The organism is Brachybacterium aquaticum (assembly GCF_014204755.1).
Taxonomy (GTDB): domain Bacteria; phylum Actinomycetota; class Actinomycetes; order Actinomycetales; family Dermabacteraceae; genus Brachybacterium; species Brachybacterium aquaticum.
Window position 1 is genome coordinate 1,054,582 of record NZ_JACHLZ010000001.1, and the last position, 19,254, is coordinate 1,073,835.

The 19,254-nt window shown below is 72.7% G+C and carries 15 protein-coding genes; 12 read left to right on the forward strand and 3 right to left on the reverse strand.

The features are described 5' to 3' along the window. Positions 1-48: 48 nt before the first annotated feature. From HNR70_RS04715 to HNR70_RS04725, 3 genes are all read left to right on the forward strand, one after another. Entirely contained in the window at positions 49-843 is a 795-nt protein-coding gene (locus tag HNR70_RS04715) for a hypothetical protein (RefSeq protein ID WP_312857564.1), read from the forward strand. Further along, positions 840-1,982 carry a DUF8094 domain-containing protein gene (locus tag HNR70_RS04720; protein WP_246375150.1) on the forward strand — a complete coding sequence of 381 codons (1,143 nt, stop codon included), beginning with the start codon at positions 840-842 and terminating at the stop codon, positions 1,980-1,982. Before HNR70_RS04715 ends, HNR70_RS04720 begins: the two co-directional genes overlap by 4 nt. Before the next feature lie 177 nt (positions 1,983-2,159). Next, positions 2,160-3,050 carry a co-chaperone YbbN gene (locus tag HNR70_RS04725; protein ID WP_184324634.1) on the forward strand — a complete coding sequence of 297 codons (891 nt, stop codon included), beginning with the start codon at positions 2,160-2,162 and terminating at the stop codon, positions 3,048-3,050. Positions 3,051-3,231: 181 nt separating this feature from the next. Here the strand turns inward: HNR70_RS04725 and glgB are convergent, their stop codons facing one another. The 3 genes from glgB to glgX form a co-directional block, all read right to left on the reverse strand. Then, on the reverse strand, positions 3,232-5,460 hold the full coding sequence (gene glgB / locus HNR70_RS04730; protein ID WP_184324635.1) for a 1,4-alpha-glucan branching protein GlgB: 2,229 nt from the start codon (positions 5,458-5,460) through the stop codon (positions 3,232-3,234). Between the two features lies 1 nt (position 5,461). After that, complete coding sequence (locus HNR70_RS04735) at positions 5,462-7,489, reverse strand: alpha-1,4-glucan--maltose-1-phosphate maltosyltransferase (protein ID WP_184324636.1); 2,028 nt, start codon at positions 7,487-7,489, stop codon at positions 5,462-5,464. A gap of 63 nt (positions 7,490-7,552) precedes the next feature. Then, a complete protein-coding gene (gene glgX / locus HNR70_RS04740) occupies positions 7,553-9,796 on the reverse strand; it encodes a glycogen debranching protein GlgX (RefSeq protein ID WP_184324637.1) in 2,244 nt (747 codons plus the stop codon). A gap of 249 nt (positions 9,797-10,045) precedes the next feature. On the opposite strand from glgX, the gene HNR70_RS04745 reads away from it, so the two are divergent. The 9 genes from HNR70_RS04745 (at position 10,046) to HNR70_RS04785 (ending at position 19,238) form a co-directional block, all read left to right on the forward strand. After that, the gene (locus HNR70_RS04745; protein WP_184324638.1) at positions 10,046-11,212 is read left to right on the forward strand and encodes an AAA family ATPase; all 1,167 of its coding nucleotides are present in this window, start codon (positions 10,046-10,048) and stop codon (positions 11,210-11,212) included. Between the two features lie 17 nt (positions 11,213-11,229). Further along, complete coding sequence (locus tag HNR70_RS04750; protein WP_184324639.1) at positions 11,230-12,126, forward strand: DUF58 domain-containing protein; 897 nt, start codon at positions 11,230-11,232, stop codon at positions 12,124-12,126. Next, entirely contained in the window at positions 12,113-12,628 is a 516-nt protein-coding gene (locus HNR70_RS04755) for a hypothetical protein (RefSeq protein ID WP_184324640.1), read from the forward strand. Before HNR70_RS04750 ends, HNR70_RS04755 begins: the two co-directional genes overlap by 14 nt. Continuing rightward, entirely contained in the window at positions 12,619-13,641 is a 1,023-nt protein-coding gene (locus HNR70_RS04760) for a vWA domain-containing protein (protein ID WP_184324641.1), read from the forward strand. Before HNR70_RS04755 ends, HNR70_RS04760 begins: the two co-directional genes overlap by 10 nt. Then, positions 13,641-14,636, forward strand: a complete 996-nt coding sequence (locus HNR70_RS04765) for a vWA domain-containing protein (RefSeq protein WP_184324642.1) — start codon at positions 13,641-13,643, stop codon at positions 14,634-14,636. Before HNR70_RS04760 ends, HNR70_RS04765 begins: the two co-directional genes overlap by 1 nt. Next, positions 14,633-15,613, forward strand: coding sequence for a hypothetical protein (locus HNR70_RS04770; protein WP_184324643.1), 981 nt, complete (start codon positions 14,633-14,635; stop codon positions 15,611-15,613). The genes HNR70_RS04765 and HNR70_RS04770 overlap by 4 nt, the downstream gene beginning before the upstream one ends. Continuing rightward, positions 15,607-16,872 carry a cysteine desulfurase family protein gene (locus HNR70_RS04775; RefSeq protein WP_184324644.1) on the forward strand — a complete coding sequence of 422 codons (1,266 nt, stop codon included), beginning with the start codon at positions 15,607-15,609 and terminating at the stop codon, positions 16,870-16,872. Before HNR70_RS04770 ends, HNR70_RS04775 begins: the two co-directional genes overlap by 7 nt. A gap of 141 nt (positions 16,873-17,013) precedes the next feature. Further along, positions 17,014-18,117 carry a tRNA 2-thiouridine(34) synthase MnmA gene (gene mnmA / locus HNR70_RS04780; protein ID WP_184324645.1) on the forward strand — a complete coding sequence of 368 codons (1,104 nt, stop codon included), beginning with the start codon at positions 17,014-17,016 and terminating at the stop codon, positions 18,115-18,117. Further along, entirely contained in the window at positions 18,114-19,238 is a 1,125-nt protein-coding gene (locus HNR70_RS04785; protein ID WP_184324646.1) for a hypothetical protein, read from the forward strand. Before mnmA ends, HNR70_RS04785 begins: the two co-directional genes overlap by 4 nt. The last annotated feature ends 16 nt before the right edge of the window (positions 19,239-19,254 follow it).

Sequence of the window (19,254 nt, forward strand, 5' to 3'; positions counted from 1 at the left end):
GTCCCCCGTCCGGGTCCGGCCCGGCACCGTCACAAGGAGCATCCCATCGTGCAACGACTCCTCGCCGTCCTCCTGGTCCTGGTCGGACTGCTCGGGCTCGTGCTCGGCCGTCTGGGCGAGACCACCTGGGCCCCCGAGACCGAGACCACCGCTTCGGTGACCCTGCAGGATCCGGGGCCGGCCGTGGTCATCGACCCGGGCGTGCTCTACGTGGGCGGTGAGCAGGGCCGTGTCGTCATCGAGGGCGCCTCCGACGTCTCGGTGATCACCGCGTCCAACAGCGACATCGACGCCTACCTCGAGGGCATCCACCACACCCGCATCACCGGGGCCAGCGACTGGACCACGCTGAGCACCGAGGACGTGTCCCCGGACGGCGCGGCCGAGATCGCCTCGCCCACCGAGTCGGATCTGTGGCGCACCGTGGACACCGGACCCAGCCCCTACACGATCGACGTGGCCGACTTCTTCGCCCAGGAGAACGGCGACAACGAGCAGGTCTATCGCGCGCTGCTCATCGTCACCGACGGCACCGCGCCCGGCGCGGAGAGCATCTCCATCACCTGGCCCGTGAACGCCGAGAACGAGTGGGTGCCCTTCGCCTACGCGGGCGGCGCCGCGATCGCCGTGATCGGCCTGGTGCTGCTGGTGGTCTCCCTCGGCCGCCGACGCGACGACGAGGAGGCGGAGGAGCTGCCCGTCGGCCCGTACCCCTCCTCCTGGGGCGCCGGCGCGGGCGCTGCGGCGACCGCCGACGAGCCCGCCACCGAGAGGCTCACCTCCACCGAGGACAGCGCCTGGGGCGATCCCGCCGAGGGCACGGACCAGGAGCAGCAGCGATGACGACCCACCACGAGCCGCGCCGGGGAGCCGCCATGAAGGACGTCGCCATGAAGGACAGGAAAGCCGTGAAGACCGCCAGTGCCGTCCGTTCCGCCGCCTCGCCACTCCCCGTCGGCCGTCGCGGCCTGCTGCTCGGCACGGGCGGTCTGCTGGCGACCACGCTGCTGGCCGCCTGCGGCGCGGAGCCCGAGCCGCCTGCCGCCCCGCCCACCGGCAAGGAGCTCGCCGAGCCCACTCCGGCGCAGACCACCGAGCAGTTCGAGAAGATCATCCCCGCGGTGCACGCCGTCGTGGTCGAGGCGGACGAGGCCCGCGACGCCGCGAAGCTCGCCCCGCGCGTCTCCGGCTCCGCCGCCGAGTTCCGCACCGCCGTCTACGCCCTGATTGCCAAGGCCGAGGAATGGGCCGAGGACCTCAAGGTCCCCGGCGAAGCGCTGATCGTGCCGCTCACCTCCACCAGCGCCGAGTTCCCCCGCACTGCCATCGCACTCGTCGAGGACTCCGTCGACGGTGGCGTCCCTTATTTCATGGCGCTGCAGCAGGCGGATGCGAAGTCCCCCTACACCGCCTGGGGCTGGGCCCAGCAGGCCGTGGACGTCGAGATGCCCACCGTGCCCGCCGCCGCGGTGGGCTCGGAGCAGGTCACCGGCGACACGGAGGGTCTGCTGATGACCCCGGCCGCGGCGCTCGCCCTGTACGCGAAGGTCCTCACCGAGGGCGATGCGGCGGATGCGGACGACCAGCTCGCCCCGAACCCGTTCCAGACCGGCACCCACGAGCGCATCCAGACGGAGCGCAAGGAGCTGAACCAGGGCGTGGAGTGGGACGAGGCGGCGACCATCCGTGAGACCTACACCGTGCGCGAGGACGAGCTGGTGGGTCTGCGCACCGACGACGGCGGCGCGATCGTGATGGGCACCCTCATGTCCAGCCGCCGCGTCTCCATCAAGGACGGCGCCACCATGCGCTACGCCGAGGACAACAAGTACACCAAGGTGATCGGCAAGCGGGAGTTCACCAAGGAGTACGTGCGCGACTACGGCACCCATGTGGCCCTGTACATCCCCTCGGCCGACGCTGGCGGCCAGGTCCAGCCCATCGGCGCGACCCAGACCGCGCTGGCCGCGACGGGGGAGTGAACCGCGGGGAGTGAACCGCGGGGGCTGTGCAGCGGGGAGTGAGCCGCGGGGCAGTGCCGCGGGGCGTGAGCCCGGGTGCGCGCTGTGCCGTGGGCGAACCGGACGGTCCCGTCCGGTCGCGCCCCGGCGCGACTCCCTAGACTGGGCGCGTCACGCACCCGTCGAAGGAGTATCTCCGTGTCCGATCCATACGGCATCATCGATCTCGCCGCGCTGAAGCAGCCCGCCGGCGGCGCCGGCCCGGCCGACGCCGGCACCCCGTCCGTGCACGAGGTCGCCGTCACCGAGCAGGGGCTCGAGCAGCTGATCGGCGACTCCCAGCGGATCCCCACCCTCATGCTCGTCACGAGCAGCCGCGTGCCCGACGGTGCACAGTTCCTCGCCTCGCTGCGTCGCGCGGTCGACGCGCAGGGCGGCGCGGTGCGCCTGGCCACCGTCGACGCCGACACCCAGCAGCGGGTCGCCGCCGCGCTGCGCGTGCAGCAGCTGCCCACGCTGCTGCTGCTCATCCAGGGCCAGCTCCAGCCCATCGTGCAGTCCGTGCTGCCCGACGAGGAGATCGACAACCTCGTCACCCAGGTCCTCGAGATCGCCCGCCAGCAGGGCATGGATCCGTCGGCCGACGGGGAGCAGCAGGCCCCGCCGGAGGAGCCCCTCCCGCCGCTGATCGCGGAGGCGTACGAGGCGATCGAGCGCGGCGATCTCGACGCGGCCGCCGCGGCGTACCGCAAGCAGCTCCAGGAGGCCCCGGCCGACGCCGAGGCGAAGGCGGGCCTGGCGACCGTCGAGCTCATGCGCCGCACCCGCGGGGCGGAGACCGGCGCCGCCCGCGAGGCCGCCGCGCACGCGCCCGGTGACCTCGAGGCGCAGATGCTGGTCGCCGACATCGACATGCTCGGCGGTCACGTCGACGACGCCTTCGGCCGCCTGCTGGACCTGCTGCGCGGCGCGGACCAGGAGACCAAGGACGCCGTGCGCGCCAGGCTGCTGGAGCTCTTCGAGGTCGCCGGCGCCGAGGACCCGCGAGTCGCCGCCGCCCGAAAGCGCCTGGCGAACCTGCTGTACTGAGCGCCGCGCAGGGGCGCGCACCTGCCGCGCCCCGGGTGCATGCGCCTCGCGGGGCACCGCGGGGCGTCGCCACCGCCGGGCTCGGCACCGTCGGGCGTCGGGTTACCCACAAGTCATGAGCCGCTGTGTGCCATTCCTGGAACACAGCGGCTCATGACTTTCCGGTAACCCGGGGCCGGGATCAGCCCTCGCGGAGGCGCTGCGGGGCGAGGATCACCGCGCCGAGCGGCGGCACCGAGAGGCGCACGGAGTGCTCGCGACCGTGGAGGGGCAGCGGCTCTGCGTGGACCCGGCCGAGATTGCCGACCCCGCTGCCGCCGTACACGGGGGCGTCGGTGTTCAGGACCTCGAGCCAGTCTCCGCCCTCGGGCAGCGGGATGCGGTAGTCGTGCCAGGGCTCGGGGGAGAAGTTCACGACCACGGCCACCGGGTCGCCCGCCGCGTCGCGGCGCACGAAGGAGAGCACGTTGTGGCCGGCGTCGTCCCCGATCAGCCACTCGAAGCCGCCCGGGTCCTGGTCCCGCTGATACAGGGCCGGGAACTCGGCCTGCAGGGCGTTGAGGTCGCGGACCAGCTGCTGGGCGCCGCGGTGCAGCGGATACTCCAGCAGCCACCAGGGCAGACCAGCCTGCTCGTTCCACTCGGTGCCCTGGGCGAACTCGATGCCCATGAAGATGAGCTGCTTGCCCGGGTGGGTCCACTGGAAGGTGAGGTAGGAGCGCAGCGACGCGGCCTGCTGCCAGTCGTCGCCGGGCGCCTTGCGCAGCAGCGAGCCCTTGCCGTGCACGACCTCGTCATGGCTGAGCGGCAGGACGAAGTTCTCCGAGTACTGGTACACCATCGAGAAGGTCAGCTCGCCGTGGTGGTACTGGCGGTGGATCGGGTCCTGGCCGAGGTACTCGAGGGTGTCGTGCATCCAGCCCATGTTCCACTTGAACCCGAAGCCGAGGCCGCCGGTGTCGGTGGGGCGGGTGACGCCCGGGAACGAGGTGGACTCCTCGGCGATCATCACGATGCCTGGTGCCCGCTTGTACGCGGTGGCGGTCGTCTCCTGGAGGAAGGCGATGTTCTCGAGGTCCTCGCGGCCGCCGTGGCGGTTGGGGATCCACTGGCCGTCCTCGCGGGAATAGTCCAGGTACAGCATCGAGGCGACCGCATCCACGCGCAGGCCGTCGACGTGGAACTCCTCGAGCCAGTAGCAGGCATTGGCGACCAGGAAGTTGCGCACCTCGTTGCGGCCGGTGTCGAAGATGTACGTGCCCCAGTCGGGGTGCTCGCCGCGGCGCGGGTCCGCGTGCTCGTACAGCGGGGTGCCGTCGAAGCGGCCCAGCGCCCACTCGTCCTTGGGGAAGTGGGCGGGCACCCAGTCCATGATCACGCCGATCCCGGCGTTGTGGAGGGTGTCGATGAGGTGGCGCAGCTCGTCGGGGGAGCCGAGGCGCGAGGTCGGGGCGTAGTAGCCGGTGACCTGGTAGCCCCAGGACCCGCCGAAGGGGTGCTCCGCCAGCGGCATGAACTCCACGTGGGTGAAGCCCATGTCCGCGACGTACTCGGTCAGCTCCTGGGCGAGCTCGCGGTAGCCGAGGCCCGGCCGCCAGCTGGCCAGGTGCACCTCGTAGACCGACATGCGCGAGGCGAGCGCGTCGGCGCCGGCCCGCTCGGCGAGCCAGTGCTCGTCGGACCATTCGAAGTCGCTGGTGGTGATCACCGAGCCGGTCGCGGGCGGCACCTCGGCGGCGCGCGCCATCGGGTCGGCCTTCTCCCGCCACTGGCCGTCGGGGCCGAGGATGCGGAACTTGTAGGTCGCGCCGTCCCCGGCGCCCGGCACGAAGATCTCCCACACGCCCGAGGCGCCGAGCGAGCGCATCGAGTGCAGGCGGCCGTTCCAGCCGTTGAAGGAGCCGATCACCTGGACGGCGCGGGCGTTGGGCGCCCACACCGTGAAGGAGGCGCCCTCGACGCCGTCGACGGTGCGCACGTGCGCTCCGAGCGCCCGCCACAGCTCCTCGTGGCGACCCTCGCGGATCAGGTGCAGGTCGAGCTCTCCGATGGTGGGCAGGAAGCGGTAGGGCTCTTCGGTGTCCACCCAGTCGGCGCCGTCTGTCCAGGTCACGCGGATCCGGTAGGAGGGCACCTCCTTCAGCGGCAGGGCGGCGGTCCAGATCCCGTCGTACTCGTGCTCCATCGCGTGGGCGGTGCCGTCGGGCAGCAGCACCGCGACCTCGCTGGCAAAGGGCTTGAGGGTGCGGATGGTGACGCCGCCCTCGTACTCGTGGGCACCGAGCACCGCGTGCGGCTCGTGGAAGCTGCCGGTCGCGGTGGCGCCCAGCTCGTGCTCGCCCAGCGGCATCACCGGGGTCGAGCCCGCGCCGGTGCGGGTCGGGACGGTGGGGTCCGTGGTGTCGGTCATGTCAGTTCTCCTCGGGGTGGATGATCCGCAGGACGTGCGCGGGCCGGTCGGACGCGCTCAGGATGACGAACGGGTCGCGGTCCCAGTGGTACCGCTCGCCGGTCAGCAGGTCCTCGACCTCGAACGAGTCGCCTGCGCCGAAGGCGGCCGGGTCCAGGTGGAGGCGGGTCGAGGAGTCGCGGTCGTGGGCTGTCAGGGAGACCACCAGCACGCTGTCGGGGCTGCCGGTGCCGGTGGCGTCCGCGTCGAGGTGCTTGGAGTAGACGAGCACCTGGGGGTCGTCGGCCTCGTGGAAGCGGATCGTGGTCAGGGTCTGCAGGGCGGGATGCTCGCGGCGGATCCGGTTGAGCGTCGCCAGCAGCGGCTCGAGGCTCTCGCCCCGGGCCAGCGCCCCTGCGTAGTCGCGCGGCTTGTACTCGTACTTCTCGTTGTCGATCTGCTCCTGCGCTCCGGGGCGCGGGACGTCCTCGACGAGCTCGTAGCCGCTGTAGATGCCCCAGGTGGGCACCAGCGTCGCGGCGAGGATCGCGCGCAGCACGAAGGCGCGGCGCCCGCCGGTGGTCATGTACGGGGTGAGGATGTCGTGGGTGGTGGGCCAGAAGCTGGGCCGCATGTAGGGCGCGGACTCCACCAGCTCCTCGAGGTACTCCTGCAGCTCGTCGGCGCCCTCGCGCCAGGTGAAGTACGTGTAGGACTGGTGGTAGCCGACCTTGCCCAGGGTGTGCATCATCGTGGGCCGGGTGAACGCCTCGGCCAGGAAGATCACCTCGGGGTGCGTCTCGGCGAACTCCGCCAGCAGCTCCTCCCAGAAGCGCACGGGCTTGGTGTGGGGGTTGTCCACGCGGAACAGGGTCACGCCATGGGAGACCCACAGCTCGAGCATGTCGCGGATCGCGGCGTACAGGCCCTCGTAGTCCTGGTCGAAGCTGAGGGGGTAGATGTCCTGGTACTTCTTCGGCGGGTTCTCGGCGTAGGCGATGGTGCCGTCCGCACGAACGGTGAACCACTCGGGGTGCTCGGCGACCCAGGGGTGGTCGGGGGAGCACTGCAGGGCGATGTCCATCGCCACCTCGAGCCCCAGCTCCTTCGCCCGGCCGACGAAGGCGTCGAAGTCCTCCATCGTCCCCAGGTCCGGGTCGATCGCGTCGTGGCCGCCGTCGGGGGAGCCGATCGCGTAGGGGGAGCCGGGGTCGCCCGGCTGCGGGTCCAGGGTGTTGTTGCGGCCCTTGCGGAAGGTGCTGCCGATGGGGTGGATCGGGGTGAGGTAGGCGACGTCGAATCCCATGTCGGCGATGCGGTCCAGGGCACCGGCGGCGGTGCGCAGGGTGCCGGAGGTCCAGCCGTGCTCGGGGTCGAAGTGCGCGCCCTCGGAGCGGGGGAAGAACTCGTACCAGGACCCGAACAGGGCGCGGCGGCGCTGCACCTCGAGCCGGTAGGGACCGGCGACGGTGACGCCCTCGCGCAGGGGGCGCTCGGAGAGGATGCCGCGCAGGTCGCCGGCGAGCGCCGGCGCGACCCGGGCGGAGGCGGGCAGGCCGGGGGCGCGCAGGGACTCGAGGGCGGCGGTGACGACCGGGCCGTCGGAGGCGGGGCGCTCGCCCGCGGTGATCTCGGCGAGCACGCGCTCGAGCACGAGGGCGCCCTCGGCGCAGGTGAGGTCGAGGTCGATGCCGGCGGGGACCTTCACCTCGGCCACGTGGGCCCAGGTCTCATACGGGGCGGAGTACGCCTCGATGCGGAAGGTCCAGCTGCCCAGCTCGTCGGGACGGATCGTGGTCTCCCACAGGTCCAGGCCCGGGTTCACCGAGCGCAGCGCGCGACGTGTCTCGGTGCCGTCGGGGGAGACGAGCACCAGCTGCACGCCCATCGCGTCGTGGCCCTCGCGGAAGGCGTTGACCCGTACGGTGACGGTCTCGCCCTCCACGCAGCGTGCGGGGAAGCGCCCTCCGTCGACGACGGGCTGCACATCCATGATCGGGATGCGCCCGATACCGGCGTCCAGCCCGGTGCGGTCAGTGGTCTCGGACATGGGCTCTCCTGCCTGAGCGCTCGATGGTCACGAGGCGCTCTGCGATGATCGCGGTGACTGACCTCACGATAGCCGCTTCGGCACCTCCGCCGTGACGTCAGGGGTGATCCCGACGACCACCACGCTCCCGGGGGCGACGGTGACCGTCCGGTCCACGACGGGGGAGGTGGGCAGCTCCTCGGGGTTCTCCAGCGCCGTGTCCAGCAGCAGGCGGGCGGTGCCCTGCGGCCAGGGCGCCTCCGGCAGGCGCACGGTGCGCTCCTCCGCCTCGGCGGAGAGGATCACCAGCAGGTGATTGGAGCCCTCGCGGCCCGGGATCGCGGGGCGCAGCATGGCCAGCAGGTGCTGGGAGGGGTTCATCCAGTCCTGGTGGTCCATCGGGAGCCCGTCGGCGTCGAACCAGGCGATCTGCCCGGCGTCGAGCGCGGGCGGATCCGCGGGGCGCAGGAAGTGGGGTGAGCGCAGCTGCGGATGCTCGCCGCGAAGCTGCAGCAGGCGGGAGACGGTCTCGCGCAGGTGCGCGGCGTGGGCGCTGCGCCGCCAGTCCATCCAGGAGATCTCGTTGTCCTGGCAGTAGGCGTTGTTGTTGCCCTGCTGGGTACGACCGCGCTCGTCCCCGGCATTGAGCATCGGGGTGCCCGAGGCGAGCAGCAGGGTCGCCAGCACGCTGCGGGCGGTGCGGCGGCGGGCCGCTTCGAGGGCCGCGGCCCCGGGGGTCCCGGCGGGCAGCTCGCCCTCGTGGCCGTGGTGGTAGGAGCGGTTGTTCGAGGTGCCGTCGCGGTTGTCCTCGCCGTTGGCCTCGTTGTGCTTGGTCTCGTAGGCGGTGAGGTCGCGCAGGGTGAAGCCGTCGTGGGCGGTGACGTAGTTGACAGAGGCCCAGGGGGCGCGCAGGCTCCGCCCGGTGGGGAGGTCCACCGGGTCCTGGCGGGTCAGGAGGTCGCTCGAGCCGGCCAGGCGCGTGGCCAGGTCGCGCACGCCGCCGATGGCCTGGTTGCCGGTGCGCTCGCGCGCGGCGCGGTCGGAGAGCCAGAAGGCGCGCACGTCGTCGCGGAAGGCGTCGTTCCACTCGGCGAAGGGGACGGGGAAGCTTCCGGTCTGCCAGCCGCCGGTGCCCACGTCCCAGGGCTCGGCGATGAGCTTGACCCCGCGCAGCACCGGATCCGTCGCCAGCGCCCGCAGCAGCGGATGGTCGTGGCGGAAGCCGCGGTCGTCGCGGCCCAGGGTCGCGGCGAGGTCGAAGCGGAAGCCGTCCACGTGGACTTCCTGCACCCAGTAGCGCAGGGAGGCGAGGATCAGGTCGGTGACGTGCACGGAGCGGGGGTCGAGGGTGCCTCCCGTACCGGTGACGTCCTGGAAGGTGCCGTGGTCCATCCAGTAGTACTCGAGGTTGTCCAGGCCCCGCAGGGACAGGGACGGACCGCCGGCCCCGCCCTCGGCGGTGTGGTTGTAGACCACGTCGAGGATGACCTCGAAGCCTGCGGCGTGCAGCCGCCGCACCATGGTCTTGACCTCGTCGAGCACCGCCTGGGCGCCGGCGTGCTGGGCGGCGGCCGTGGCGAGCGACGGCTCAGGGGCGAAGAAGGACGACGTCGAGTAGCCCCAGTAGTTCGTCAGGCCCAGGCGGGTGAGGTGGGGTTCGTCCATCGCGGCGTGGATGGGCAGCAGCTCGATGCTGGTCACCCCGAGCTCGCGCAGGTAGTTCGTCACCGCCGGGTGGCCGAGGCCGGCGTAGGTGCCGCGCTGCTCGGGCGGCAGATCGGGGTGGAGCTGGGTGAAGCCCTTGACGTGCAGCTCGTAGAGCACGGTCGAGTCCCAGTCCACCATCGGGCGCAGATCGTCCTGCCAGTCGAAGGCGTCGGAGACGACCACCGACCAGATCGCATCCGCCCCGTTGTCCACCTCGCTGCGCCGGGCCGTGTCGCCCACCCGGTCCAGCATCGAGTCGACCTCGAAGGGGAAGAAGGAGCTCAGCAGCGACGAGGAGTGCGAGACGCCGCGGGCCCAGGGGTCCTGGAGGAGCTTGCGGGGGTTCGCGTACATCCCCTCCTCGGGGTTCCACGGCCCGTGCACGCGCAGCCCGTACTTCGTGCCCGGCACCATGCCGTCGACGTGGTCCCAGTGCAGTCCGCCGTTGGTGTGGCGCAGGCGCTGACGGTGCTCGGTCGTGCCCCGCAGCACGCACAGGTCCACCACTTCGGCGCGGGGGGCGGCGACGGCGAAGGTCCCCCTGCCGCGGGAGTCCACCGCGAGTCCGGGGGCGGTGGGGGCGACGGGCGGAGTGGCGCGGTCGAAGCGGTCGGCAAGCACGTGCTCATCCTCCCACCGCCCTCGCACCGGCGCGCACTCGGCGTGAGCCGCATCGCGCCCGCCGAGGGCCGGGGCGCTAGGATCGTCGCGGTGGCGACCCGCGCGGACGGCGCGCGGAGGGCTGCCACGGCCGTGCCAGCACCGGCCTGCGTCCGCCTTCGGGGGAGGGGACGGGGCATCGCGGGCTCCTGGGCGCGGCCCGCAGGACGCACAGCACACGACGACCGCACGACGGGGGACAGCCAGCGCATGAGCAACCCACCCACCCAGCAGCCGGGGGTCCCGGTGCCCCCCGCCCCGCAGTCGGGCCCCGGCTCGTCGGCCGCCCCTGCCGGACCCGGCGCCCCCGCGGGCATGGCCCCGTCGGCCGCTCCCGCCCACCCCGCCGCGGGCCCGTCCCGCCGGCCCGAGGGCTTCGCGCCCTCCAGCCGCGCGATCGCGCCGGCGGACCTCGAGCGCACCGGCGCGATCATCGGCACCATCACCAAGGTGTTCCAGTCCCGTGTGGTGGGCCAGGAGAACCTGCGCCTGTCGCTGCTCGCGGCGCTCGCCGCGGGCGGGCACGTGCTGCTGGAGTCCGTGCCGGGCCTGGCGAAGACGACCGCCGCCAGCGCGCTCGCCTCCGCGATCACCGGCTCCTTCTCCCGCATCCAGTGCACGCCGGACCTGATGCCCAACGACATCATCGGCACTCAGATCTTCAACTACGGCTCGGGCACCTTCACCACCCAGCTCGGCCCGGTCCACGCCAATGTGGTGCTGCTGGACGAGATCAACCGCTCCAGCGCCAAGACCCAGTCGGCGATGCTCGAGGCGATGCAGGAGCGCCAGACCTCCATCGGCGGCGAGGTCCACCGCCTGCCCGAGCCGTTCATGGTGCTGGCCACGCAGAACCCGATCGAAGAGGAGGGCACCTATGTCCTCCCCGAGGCGCAGATGGACCGCTTCCTCATGAAGGAGATCCTCACCTATCCGCGCCCCGCCGAGGAGCACGAGATCCTCGACCGCTCCACCGCCGGCAGCCTCACCGGTCCGCGCGAGGCGGTGGGCACAGTGTCCCTCGAGGACGTCCGCTTCCTGCAGGCGATGGTGGACCAGGTGTACGTCGACCCCGCGGTCAAGCGCTACATCATCGACCTGGTCTTCACCACGCGCGGCTCCGGTCCGCGCCCGGTCCCGAACCTCACCCAGTCGGTGCGGGTCGGGGCGAGCCCCCGTGGCTCCCTGGCGCTGATGCGCGTGGGTCAGGCGCACGCCCTGCTGCACGGCCGCGATTACGTCACCCCCGACGACGTGCGCGCCATGCGCTACGGCGTTCTGCGCCATCGCCTCGTGCTCACCTTCGACGCGCTCGCCAGCGGCATCAAGCCCGAGCAGATCATCGACGCGGTCTTCCACGCCGTGCCGATGCCCTGAGCGCGCAGGCGGCACCGATGGCGACCTCGCTCATGACCCGGGTCAAGGCCCGGGTGGACCTGCACACCTCGAACCGGGCGCGCGGCCTCATCCAGGGCCGCGGCCGCTCGCTGTTCAAGGGCAGCGGCGAGGACTTCGACGATCTGAAGTACTACCAGCCCGGGGACAAGATCTCCGACATCGACTGGAAGGCGACCGCCCGCTCGGGCGAGCCGCTGATCCGCCAGTTCAACGAGGAGCGGGTGCGGCACCTCTCGATCGTCGCCGACACCTCCTCCGCCATGGCGGCCACCGCGGCCGACGGCACCTCCAAGCGCGAGGCGATGATCCTCGCCGCCGGGATGGTCTGCTACCTCGCGCAGAAGAACGGCGACCTCGTGGGCCTGGTCGGCGGCAGCGACGCCCGTCCCGTGCAGCTTCCCTCCCGCTCCAGCGACGGCCACCTCGAGCTGCTGCTGCGCACGATCCAGCAGACCACCACCTCCGCCGCGCCGCCCGCGGACAGCGCCTGGCTGCTCGAGCGCGCCTTCCGCGTCACCACCCGCTCCACCCTGATGACGATCATCACCGACGAGGCCCATCCGGCGGTCGAGGACTTCGCGCTGCTGCGCCGCCTGACCACACGGCACGACGTCATGGTCATCCGCATCGCCGACGCGGACCCGCTCCAGGCCGCGGACCTCGACCACGACGTGGTCGACGTGGACGCCCCGCGCGAGATCGGCTCGCTCACCCGTACCTCGAAGCGGGTCGCCCGGGACGTGGCCGCCTACCGCGCCGCCCGCAGCGAGGGCATCACCGAGATGCTCGACCGCCTGCACGTCAGCCACCTGCTCACCCGCGGCGAGAGCACCGTGGTGGAGGACATGATCGCCATGCTGCGCTCCCGGGAGTACCGCCATGCCCGTGCCTGACCTGCTGCTCCGCCCCGCGGCGCAGCTCCTGGCCGAGCCCGCGCCGCCCGAGGTCATCGACCCTCCCCAGTACTCGATCGCCTGGGTGATCCTCGCGGTGCTGTGCATCGTGGTGATCGTCGCGCTGATCGTGGGGACCCTGAAGATCACCCGCGCCATCGAGAAGCGCATCGCCTACCGCGCCCGGCCTGGCGAGATGGCCACCCTGAAGGCCGAGTTCCTGCGCGCCGTGAACGACATCGCCGACCGACACGAGGCCGGGGAGCTGGAGGCCCGCGAGGGCCACCATGAGCTCACCGGCGTGATGCGACGCTTCGTCAAGCGCACCACGGGCCTGGACGTCACCAGCCAGGACCTCGCGACCCTGCAGGCCGAGCCGCGCACGTGTGCCGTCGGCGCGCTGATCGGCGACCTGTACGAGCCGGACTTCGCCCAGGCCTCGGACCGCGAGCTGCGCGACTCCGTGCGCCGCGCCCGGGAGGTGATCCGCGCATGGTCATGATCTTCTGGTGGGTCACGGGCCTGCTGCTGCTGGCCGCGATCGTGGTCTGGGCGATCACCTTCTGGAACCGTCGCTCCCTGCGCCGCTCCCCGGTGCTGGTCGCGAACTCCCGCTACATGGACCGGATCCCGAGCTTCGTGCGGGCCCAGCGCGCCGCGCGGGTGGTGCGCGCCTCGCAGGTGGGCATCGCCGTGCTCGCCGTGCTCGCCGCCTCCGTGCTCTCCGGCCGCATCGCCACGGAGCGCATCGAGACCCCGGAGTTCGCCTCGCGCGACATCGTGCTGTGCCTGGACGTGTCCGGGTCGATGTACGAGTACGACACCGAGATCCTCGCGACCTTCGCGACGATGGTGGACTCCTTCGAGGGGGAGCGGGTGGCGCTGTCGATCTTCAACTCGACCAGTCGCACCGTCTTCCCGCTGACCAACGACTACGACCTCATCCAGCGCGAGCTCGTGCAGGGCGCCGAGGCGATCGACTTCGACGAGTTCGGGTACCGGCTGGGCACCCGGGACTACTCCGACGAGAAGGTGCGCCAGTACGTCGACTTCGTCGAGGGCACCAAGGGCATCCCCGACGAGGCCTCGATCGTGCCCGACGGCCTCGCCTCCTGCGCCCAGGTCTTCGACCAGGCCGAGCAGGACCGCTCCCGCTCGATCATCTTCGCGACCGACAACGAGGTCAACGGCACCCCGATCTTCACCCTCGAGGAGGCGACCCAGCGCGTCGCCGACCGCGACATCGACCTGTACACCTTCTACCCCGGCGCCTACGAGTGCGGTCCCGGCTGCTTCGAGGAGCTGCAGACCGCCACCGAGGACCAGGACGGTCAGCTGTACGAGTCCTCCGACCCGCAGGCGATTCCCGCGATCATCGAGGCGATCCAGCGCAACCAGGCCGAGGTGCTCGGTGCCCAGCCCACCGTGGTGCGCACCGACCATCCGTCGGTGCCCTTCGTGCTCACCTTCCTCTCCCTCGTCGGGATCCTGGTCCTGGGATGGAGGGCGCGCTGATGCATCTGCAGTACCTGATGCCGCTGTGGGCGATCATCCCGCTGTTCGGCGCGATGCTCGCCCTGTGCGCGGCGATGCTGGTGGCCCGGCCCCGGCAGCGCGTCGCCTGGCTGCGCCGCACCCTGATGGTCCTGCTGCTGCTCGTCGTGGCGCTGCGCCCGGTCACCCCCATCGAGGGCGAGCAGACCCAGCGCATGAACGCGAACGTCTTCTTCGTCGTGGACCGCACCGGCTCAATGAACGCCGAGGACTTCGCCGGCGAGCAGCCGCGCCTGGACGGCGTGAAGGCGGACATGACCCGCATCATGGGCATGACCGAAGGGGCCCGCTACGGGATCATCGCCTTCGACTCGACCGCCACGCAGCAGCTGCCGCTGACCACCGATGCGGGGGCGGCCGCCGCCTGGATCGACACGCTCACCACCGAGCCGACCGCCTACTCGACCGGCTCGAACGTGGACCGCCCGCTGGCCACGCTGCTCACCGAGATCTCCGACGCCAAGCGCGACGACCCCGACTCCTCGGTCCTCGTGTACGTGCTGTCCGACGGGGAGAACACCGACGAGCGCGAGTCGGAGTCCTTCGCCCAGGCGGCCGGGTTCATCGACGGCGGGGCCGTGCTCGGCTACGGCACCGCCGAGGGCGGTCCCATGAAGACCCAGGGCGGCGCGGAGGACGGCGAGTACATCACCGGCCCCGACGGCGCCCAGGGCATCTCCACGATCGACGAGACCCAGCTGCAGACCATCGCCGGGCAGCTCGGCGTGCCCTATCTCCACCGCGACGACCCCGAGGCCCCGATCGAGGGCACCATGGACGGCATCACCCTGCGCCCCATCCCGGCCGAGTCCCGGCGCGGGGTCGCCAGCTTCGAGGACTGGTACTGGGTGGCGGCGATCCCGCTGGCCGCCCTGATGATCTGGGAGCTGGGGGAGATGACCTACCGCCTGCCGCGCAGGATCGACCGCCAGGACCTTCAAGGAGCGCAGCGATGAGCACGTCCCTCGCCCCGCGGCAGGAGTCCCCGCAGCCGGACGCCCCGCCCACCGACAGGCCGCCCGCCCTCGCCCAGGACGAGCGAGGCAGCGCCGAGGACTTCGGCCTGAACGTGAAGCGGCTGCGCCGCACGCGCCTGATCGTCTTCGCGATCCTCGCTCTGCCGATCCTCGCGCTCGCCGTGCTGGCGGTGCGCTTCGTGTCCATGCCGATCACCCAGGCCATGCACCTGGACTCCTACGGGAAGCAGGACTATCCCGTGGCGATCGAGCGCCTCGCCCCGGTGCAGACCGCGAACTGGTTCGAGCCCTACCTCCCGCACCTGTCCGAGGGCACGGCGCTGCTCCAGCAGGGCGAGGACGCCGCCGCGGAGGCGGAGCTGCGGGTGGCGCTGGACGAGTGGAACAGCCACTCCGACATCAACGCCCCCATGCACGCGCAGTGCAAGATCCTCAACAACCTCGCGCTGTCCATCGAGCGCCAGGCCGATCTCATCGAGGACCCCCAGGCCCGCGCCGACCGGCTCTTCGAGGCCGAGGAGCTGCTCGCCCCCTGCATGGGCGGCGGCGGTGGCGGCGGCGGTGAAGGAGGCCAAGGCGGCGAGGGCGGAGAGTCCGGGGAACCCAGCGAGCAGTCCGGCAACGAGGACTCCGAGACCACCGAGGAGAACGGCGAGCGGGTCGAGGACAAGCGCCGCGAGGCCGACGAGGAGGCCGGGAACGACCCCGACGACCGCGGCACCGACCAGGGCGACGAGCCGGGCGACCAGGAGGGCGGCGGCGGCCAGCAGGACCCGGGCGACCCCTCGCGCACCGACCCCGACGGGGACGGCACCCCCGAGGAGACCCCGACCAGCGGCACCTCCGAGGACCAGCAGAAGGACGACGAGCTCGAGGAGCGCAACCGCGACGCCCAGGGCGGCGACGGCGAGAACGAGGACGGCGGGTCCCCGCGGGACCCGGTGAAGCCATGGTGACGACGCACGACGCAGAGGCCCCCAGGGACCAGCAGGCGCGGGACCAGCAGGCGCGGGACCAGCAGGGGCGGGAGCCGCAGGAGACGCAGGAGCGCGCCTACCTCGACCATGCCGCGACCACCGTGCTGCGCCCCGCCGCGCGTGAGGCCTTCCTCGAGGCCTCCGCCGCCTGGGGGAACCCCTCCTCGGTCCACGCCGCCGGCCGCCGCGCCCGCGCCGTGCTCGACGAGGCTCTCGAACGGATCGCGGGCCTCCTCGGGGTGCCGCGCAGCTGGCTGATCATGACCTCCGGCGGCACCGAGGCGGACAACCTCGCCCTGCGCGCCGCGCCGCTCGGCGTGCTCGCGAAGGATCCCACTCGCACCGCGGTCGCCGTCGCCGCGACCGACCACCCGGCGGTGGTCGCCACCGCCCGCTCCCTCGCCGCCGGCCGCCCGCCGATCCAGGCGCGCGAGCTCCCGGTGGACGCCGCCGGGATCCTGACGGCCGACGGGATCGCCGAGGCGCTCGCCGACGGACGCGTCGGCGTGGTGAGCGCGGCACTGGTGAACAACGAGACCGGCGCCCTGCAGGACCTCGCCGCGCTCGCCGCGGCCGCCCGCCCCCACGGCACCCTCGTCCACACCGACGCCGTGCAGGGCGTGGGGCACGTGGCCCTGCCCTCCTTCGACGACGTGGACCTCATGTCCCTGTCCGGCCACAAGATCGGCGCTCCCGTCGGCGTGGGCGTCCTGGTGGCCCGGCCCACCGTGCCCTTCGCCGCCACCAGCACCGGCGGCGGGCAGCAGCGCGGCGTGCGCTCGGGCACCCTGGACGCCGCCCAGGCTGCCGCCTACGCCGCTGCGCTCGAGGAGACCCTCGCCGAGCGAGACCGGCGCGCCGTCGAGGTGCGCGCCCTCGCGACCCGCCTGCGCGAGGGGATCGCCGCCATCGCCCCGGACGCCCGCTTCACCCTGCCCCCGGACTCCCCGCAGTCCGGTCACATCGTGCACATGGTCCTGCCGGGTGCCGACTCCGACGCCCTGCTGTTCCTCCTGGATGAGCGGGGCGTGGACTCCTCTGCCGGCTCCGCCTGCTCCGCCGGCGTCGTCCAGGCCAGCCCCGTCCTGGAGGCGATGGGCATCGGCCTCGAGGAGTCCCGCGGGGCGCTGCGCCTGTCGCTCGGCTGGACGAGCACGCAGCGGGACGTCGACATCCTGCTCGCCGCCCTGCCTGAGGCGCTCGAGCGCGCCCGCGCCGTGGGGGCCCTGCGCCGCTGAGTGCCGCCGTTCCCTGCCTCGCTGACCCGCGGGTCACAGGGCGCATCTCACGTCCCCCGCGGCCGGGAGAGCGCATACCCCTTCGTACACTCGAGGGATGCGAACGACGGTGTCCGGGACGGTGACGGAGGTGCAGACGCCATGAAGGTGCTCGCGGCGATGAGCGGCGGCGTCGACTCCGCCGTGGCGGCGGCCCGCGCGGCCGAGGCCGGCCACGAGGTGGTCGGCGTGCACATGGCCCTGTCCAAGAACCGCGACCAGACCCGCACCGGCTCCCGCGGCTGCTGCACCGTCGAGGACGCCTCCGACGCCCGCGTGGCCGCCGAGCGCATCGGCATCCCCTACTACGTGTGGGACCTCTCCGACGACTTCCACGACCTCGTGGTCGAAGACTTCCTGTCCGAGTACGCCGCCGGCCGCACCCCGAACCCGTGCGTGCGCTGCAACGAGCGCATCAAGTTCGCCTCCCTCCTCGAGCGCGCGACCCTGCTCGGCTTCGATGCCGTGTGCACGGGCCACTACGCCTCGATCCGCCACGACGGCCCCGGCGGCGCACCCTCCCTGCACCGCTCGCGCAACATGGACAAGGACCAGTCCTACGTGCTGGCCGTGATGGGACCGGAGGCCGTCGGCCGCTCGCTGTTCCCGCTGGGGGAGTTCGCGACGAAGGCCGACGTGCGCGCGGAGGCGCGCGCCCGCGGCCTCGGCGTCTCCACCAAGCCCGACAGCTACGACATCTGCTTCGTCGCCGACGGCGACACCCGCGGCTTCCTCGAGAGGCACCTCGGCGAGGCGCCCGGCGAGGTCGTGGACGCCGACGGGCACGTGCTCGGCACCCACCGCGGCACCCACGGCTTCACCATCGGCCAGCGCAAGGGCCTGGGCATCCAGCAGCCCGCGGCCGACGGCGCCCCCCGCTACGTCGTCGACATCGACCCCGCCTCCCGCCAGGTCGTCATCGGCGCCGCGGAGCTGCTCTCCACCCGCGAGCTCGTCGCGAGCGACGTCGTCTCCTTCGAGCCCCTCGCCCCCGGGCGCGAGGTCCGCGCCCAGATCCGCGCCCACGGCGAGGCGACCCCGGCGACGATCCTCGAGGTCCCCGCCGCCGCGTCGGCGGGCAGGAACGACGCGCTCCTGCGCGTCGAGCTCGCCACCCCGATCCGCGGCGTCGCCGCGGGCCAGACCCTCGTCCTCTACGACGGGGACCGCGTCCTCGCCGCCGCCACCCTGGAGCGCCGCGCATGACCCCGCTGCTCACCCTCACCGGAGACGGCACCTTCCGTGCCCTTACCCCCGAGCGCTGCGAGGCCCTCGGCCTGCCCGAGGACCCGCACCTCTCGGCCCTGATGCGCCTGCGCTCCCTGCTCGGCGACGACCTCGAGGAGCAGCTCGCCGCCCGCCTCTACCTCCCCGCGGCGCTGGGCCTGGACGAGACCGACCATCTGCTGCCCGCCACCCTCGCCCTGCTCGCCGAGACCACCGGCGACCTCGTCAGCTACGGCTGGCGCCTCGGCGCCGGGACGGGCCTCGCCTGGCAGCACGCCCGCGAGCTGCGCGAGCGCACCCTGGACGCCGCCCGGATCGCGCTGCTCGGCTACGAGGGGCTGCTGACCACGACGGCGCTCGGCCCCGCGACCCTGTCGGCCGCGACCTACCTGCAGTCGGGGGAGCGGACCCTCGGCGACCCCGGCGCCGTCCGCGACCTGCCGATGCTGCTCGCCGAGGGCCTCGCCGACCACCTCGCCGCCGTCGCCGAGCGCGTCCCCGGCGCGCACCGCCACCTGCTGCTGCGCGAGGACGCCGTCGCCGGCGTCCACGAGGGCCGCATCCCCACCCCGTCCGGCCGCCGCCGCTACGCCCCGCTCGCCGCCCCCGAGATCGGGATGCTGTGGCGCAGCCTCGTCGTCGCGCTCGAGTCCGTGGGGCTCGGGGCCGACGCGATCACCTTCGGCGTCGGCGCGGACGCCACCCTGCTGCGCGCCGCCCGCGACGCCGGCGTGCGCCGCATGTCCCTCAGCCCCCGCCGCATGCCGGCCCTGGACACCGCGGCGGGCGTGGCCCTGTGGGAGGGCATCGCCGAGGCCGCCGAACAGGGGTGCAGCTTCGAGCTCGTCGTCGATCCCCGACCGGGTGGACGGCTCGTGCCCGAGGTGGAGCGCATGTTCGAGATCTGGCGACGCCTGGGCCACTCCGAGCACTCCGCCGCCGGGATCACCGTGATCGCCCACACCGGCGCCGCGCACGACGTCCACTCCGGCCGCGTGGACCCCTCCGCCCAGCCCGAGGTCTCCACGCTCCTGGACGAGACCGCGATCGAGGCGCTGCTGCGGCTCGCCCCCTCCTACGCGGAGCGCCTCGCGGCCTGAGAAGCACGTCGCACGA

Bases quoted from the DNA above. Each gene is read 5' to 3' on its own strand.
- HNR70_RS04720 (WP_246375150.1), top strand. From the start codon at position 840: ATGACGACCCACCACGAGCCGCGCCGGGGAGCCGCCATGAAGGACGTC.
- glgB (WP_184324635.1), bottom strand. From the start codon at position 5,460: ATGACCGACACCACGGACCCCACCGTCCCGACCCGCACCGGCGCGGGC.
- HNR70_RS04735 (WP_184324636.1), bottom strand. From the start codon at position 7,489: ATGTCCGAGACCACTGACCGCACCGGGCTGGACGCCGGTATCGGGCGC.
- HNR70_RS04745 (WP_184324638.1), top strand. From the start codon at position 10,046: ATGAGCAACCCACCCACCCAGCAGCCGGGGGTCCCGGTGCCCCCCGCC.
- HNR70_RS04750 (WP_184324639.1), top strand. From the start codon at position 11,230: ATGGCGACCTCGCTCATGACCCGGGTCAAGGCCCGGGTGGACCTGCAC.
- HNR70_RS04755 (WP_184324640.1), top strand. From the start codon at position 12,113: ATGCCCGTGCCTGACCTGCTGCTCCGCCCCGCGGCGCAGCTCCTGGCC.
- HNR70_RS04760 (WP_184324641.1), top strand. From the start codon at position 12,619: ATGGTCATGATCTTCTGGTGGGTCACGGGCCTGCTGCTGCTGGCCGCG.
- HNR70_RS04765 (WP_184324642.1), top strand. From the start codon at position 13,641: ATGCATCTGCAGTACCTGATGCCGCTGTGGGCGATCATCCCGCTGTTC.
- HNR70_RS04770 (WP_184324643.1), top strand. From the start codon at position 14,633: ATGAGCACGTCCCTCGCCCCGCGGCAGGAGTCCCCGCAGCCGGACGCC.
- HNR70_RS04775 (WP_184324644.1), top strand. From the start codon at position 15,607: ATGGTGACGACGCACGACGCAGAGGCCCCCAGGGACCAGCAGGCGCGG.
- mnmA (WP_184324645.1), top strand. From the start codon at position 17,014: ATGAAGGTGCTCGCGGCGATGAGCGGCGGCGTCGACTCCGCCGTGGCG.
- HNR70_RS04785 (WP_184324646.1), top strand. From the start codon at position 18,114: ATGACCCCGCTGCTCACCCTCACCGGAGACGGCACCTTCCGTGCCCTT.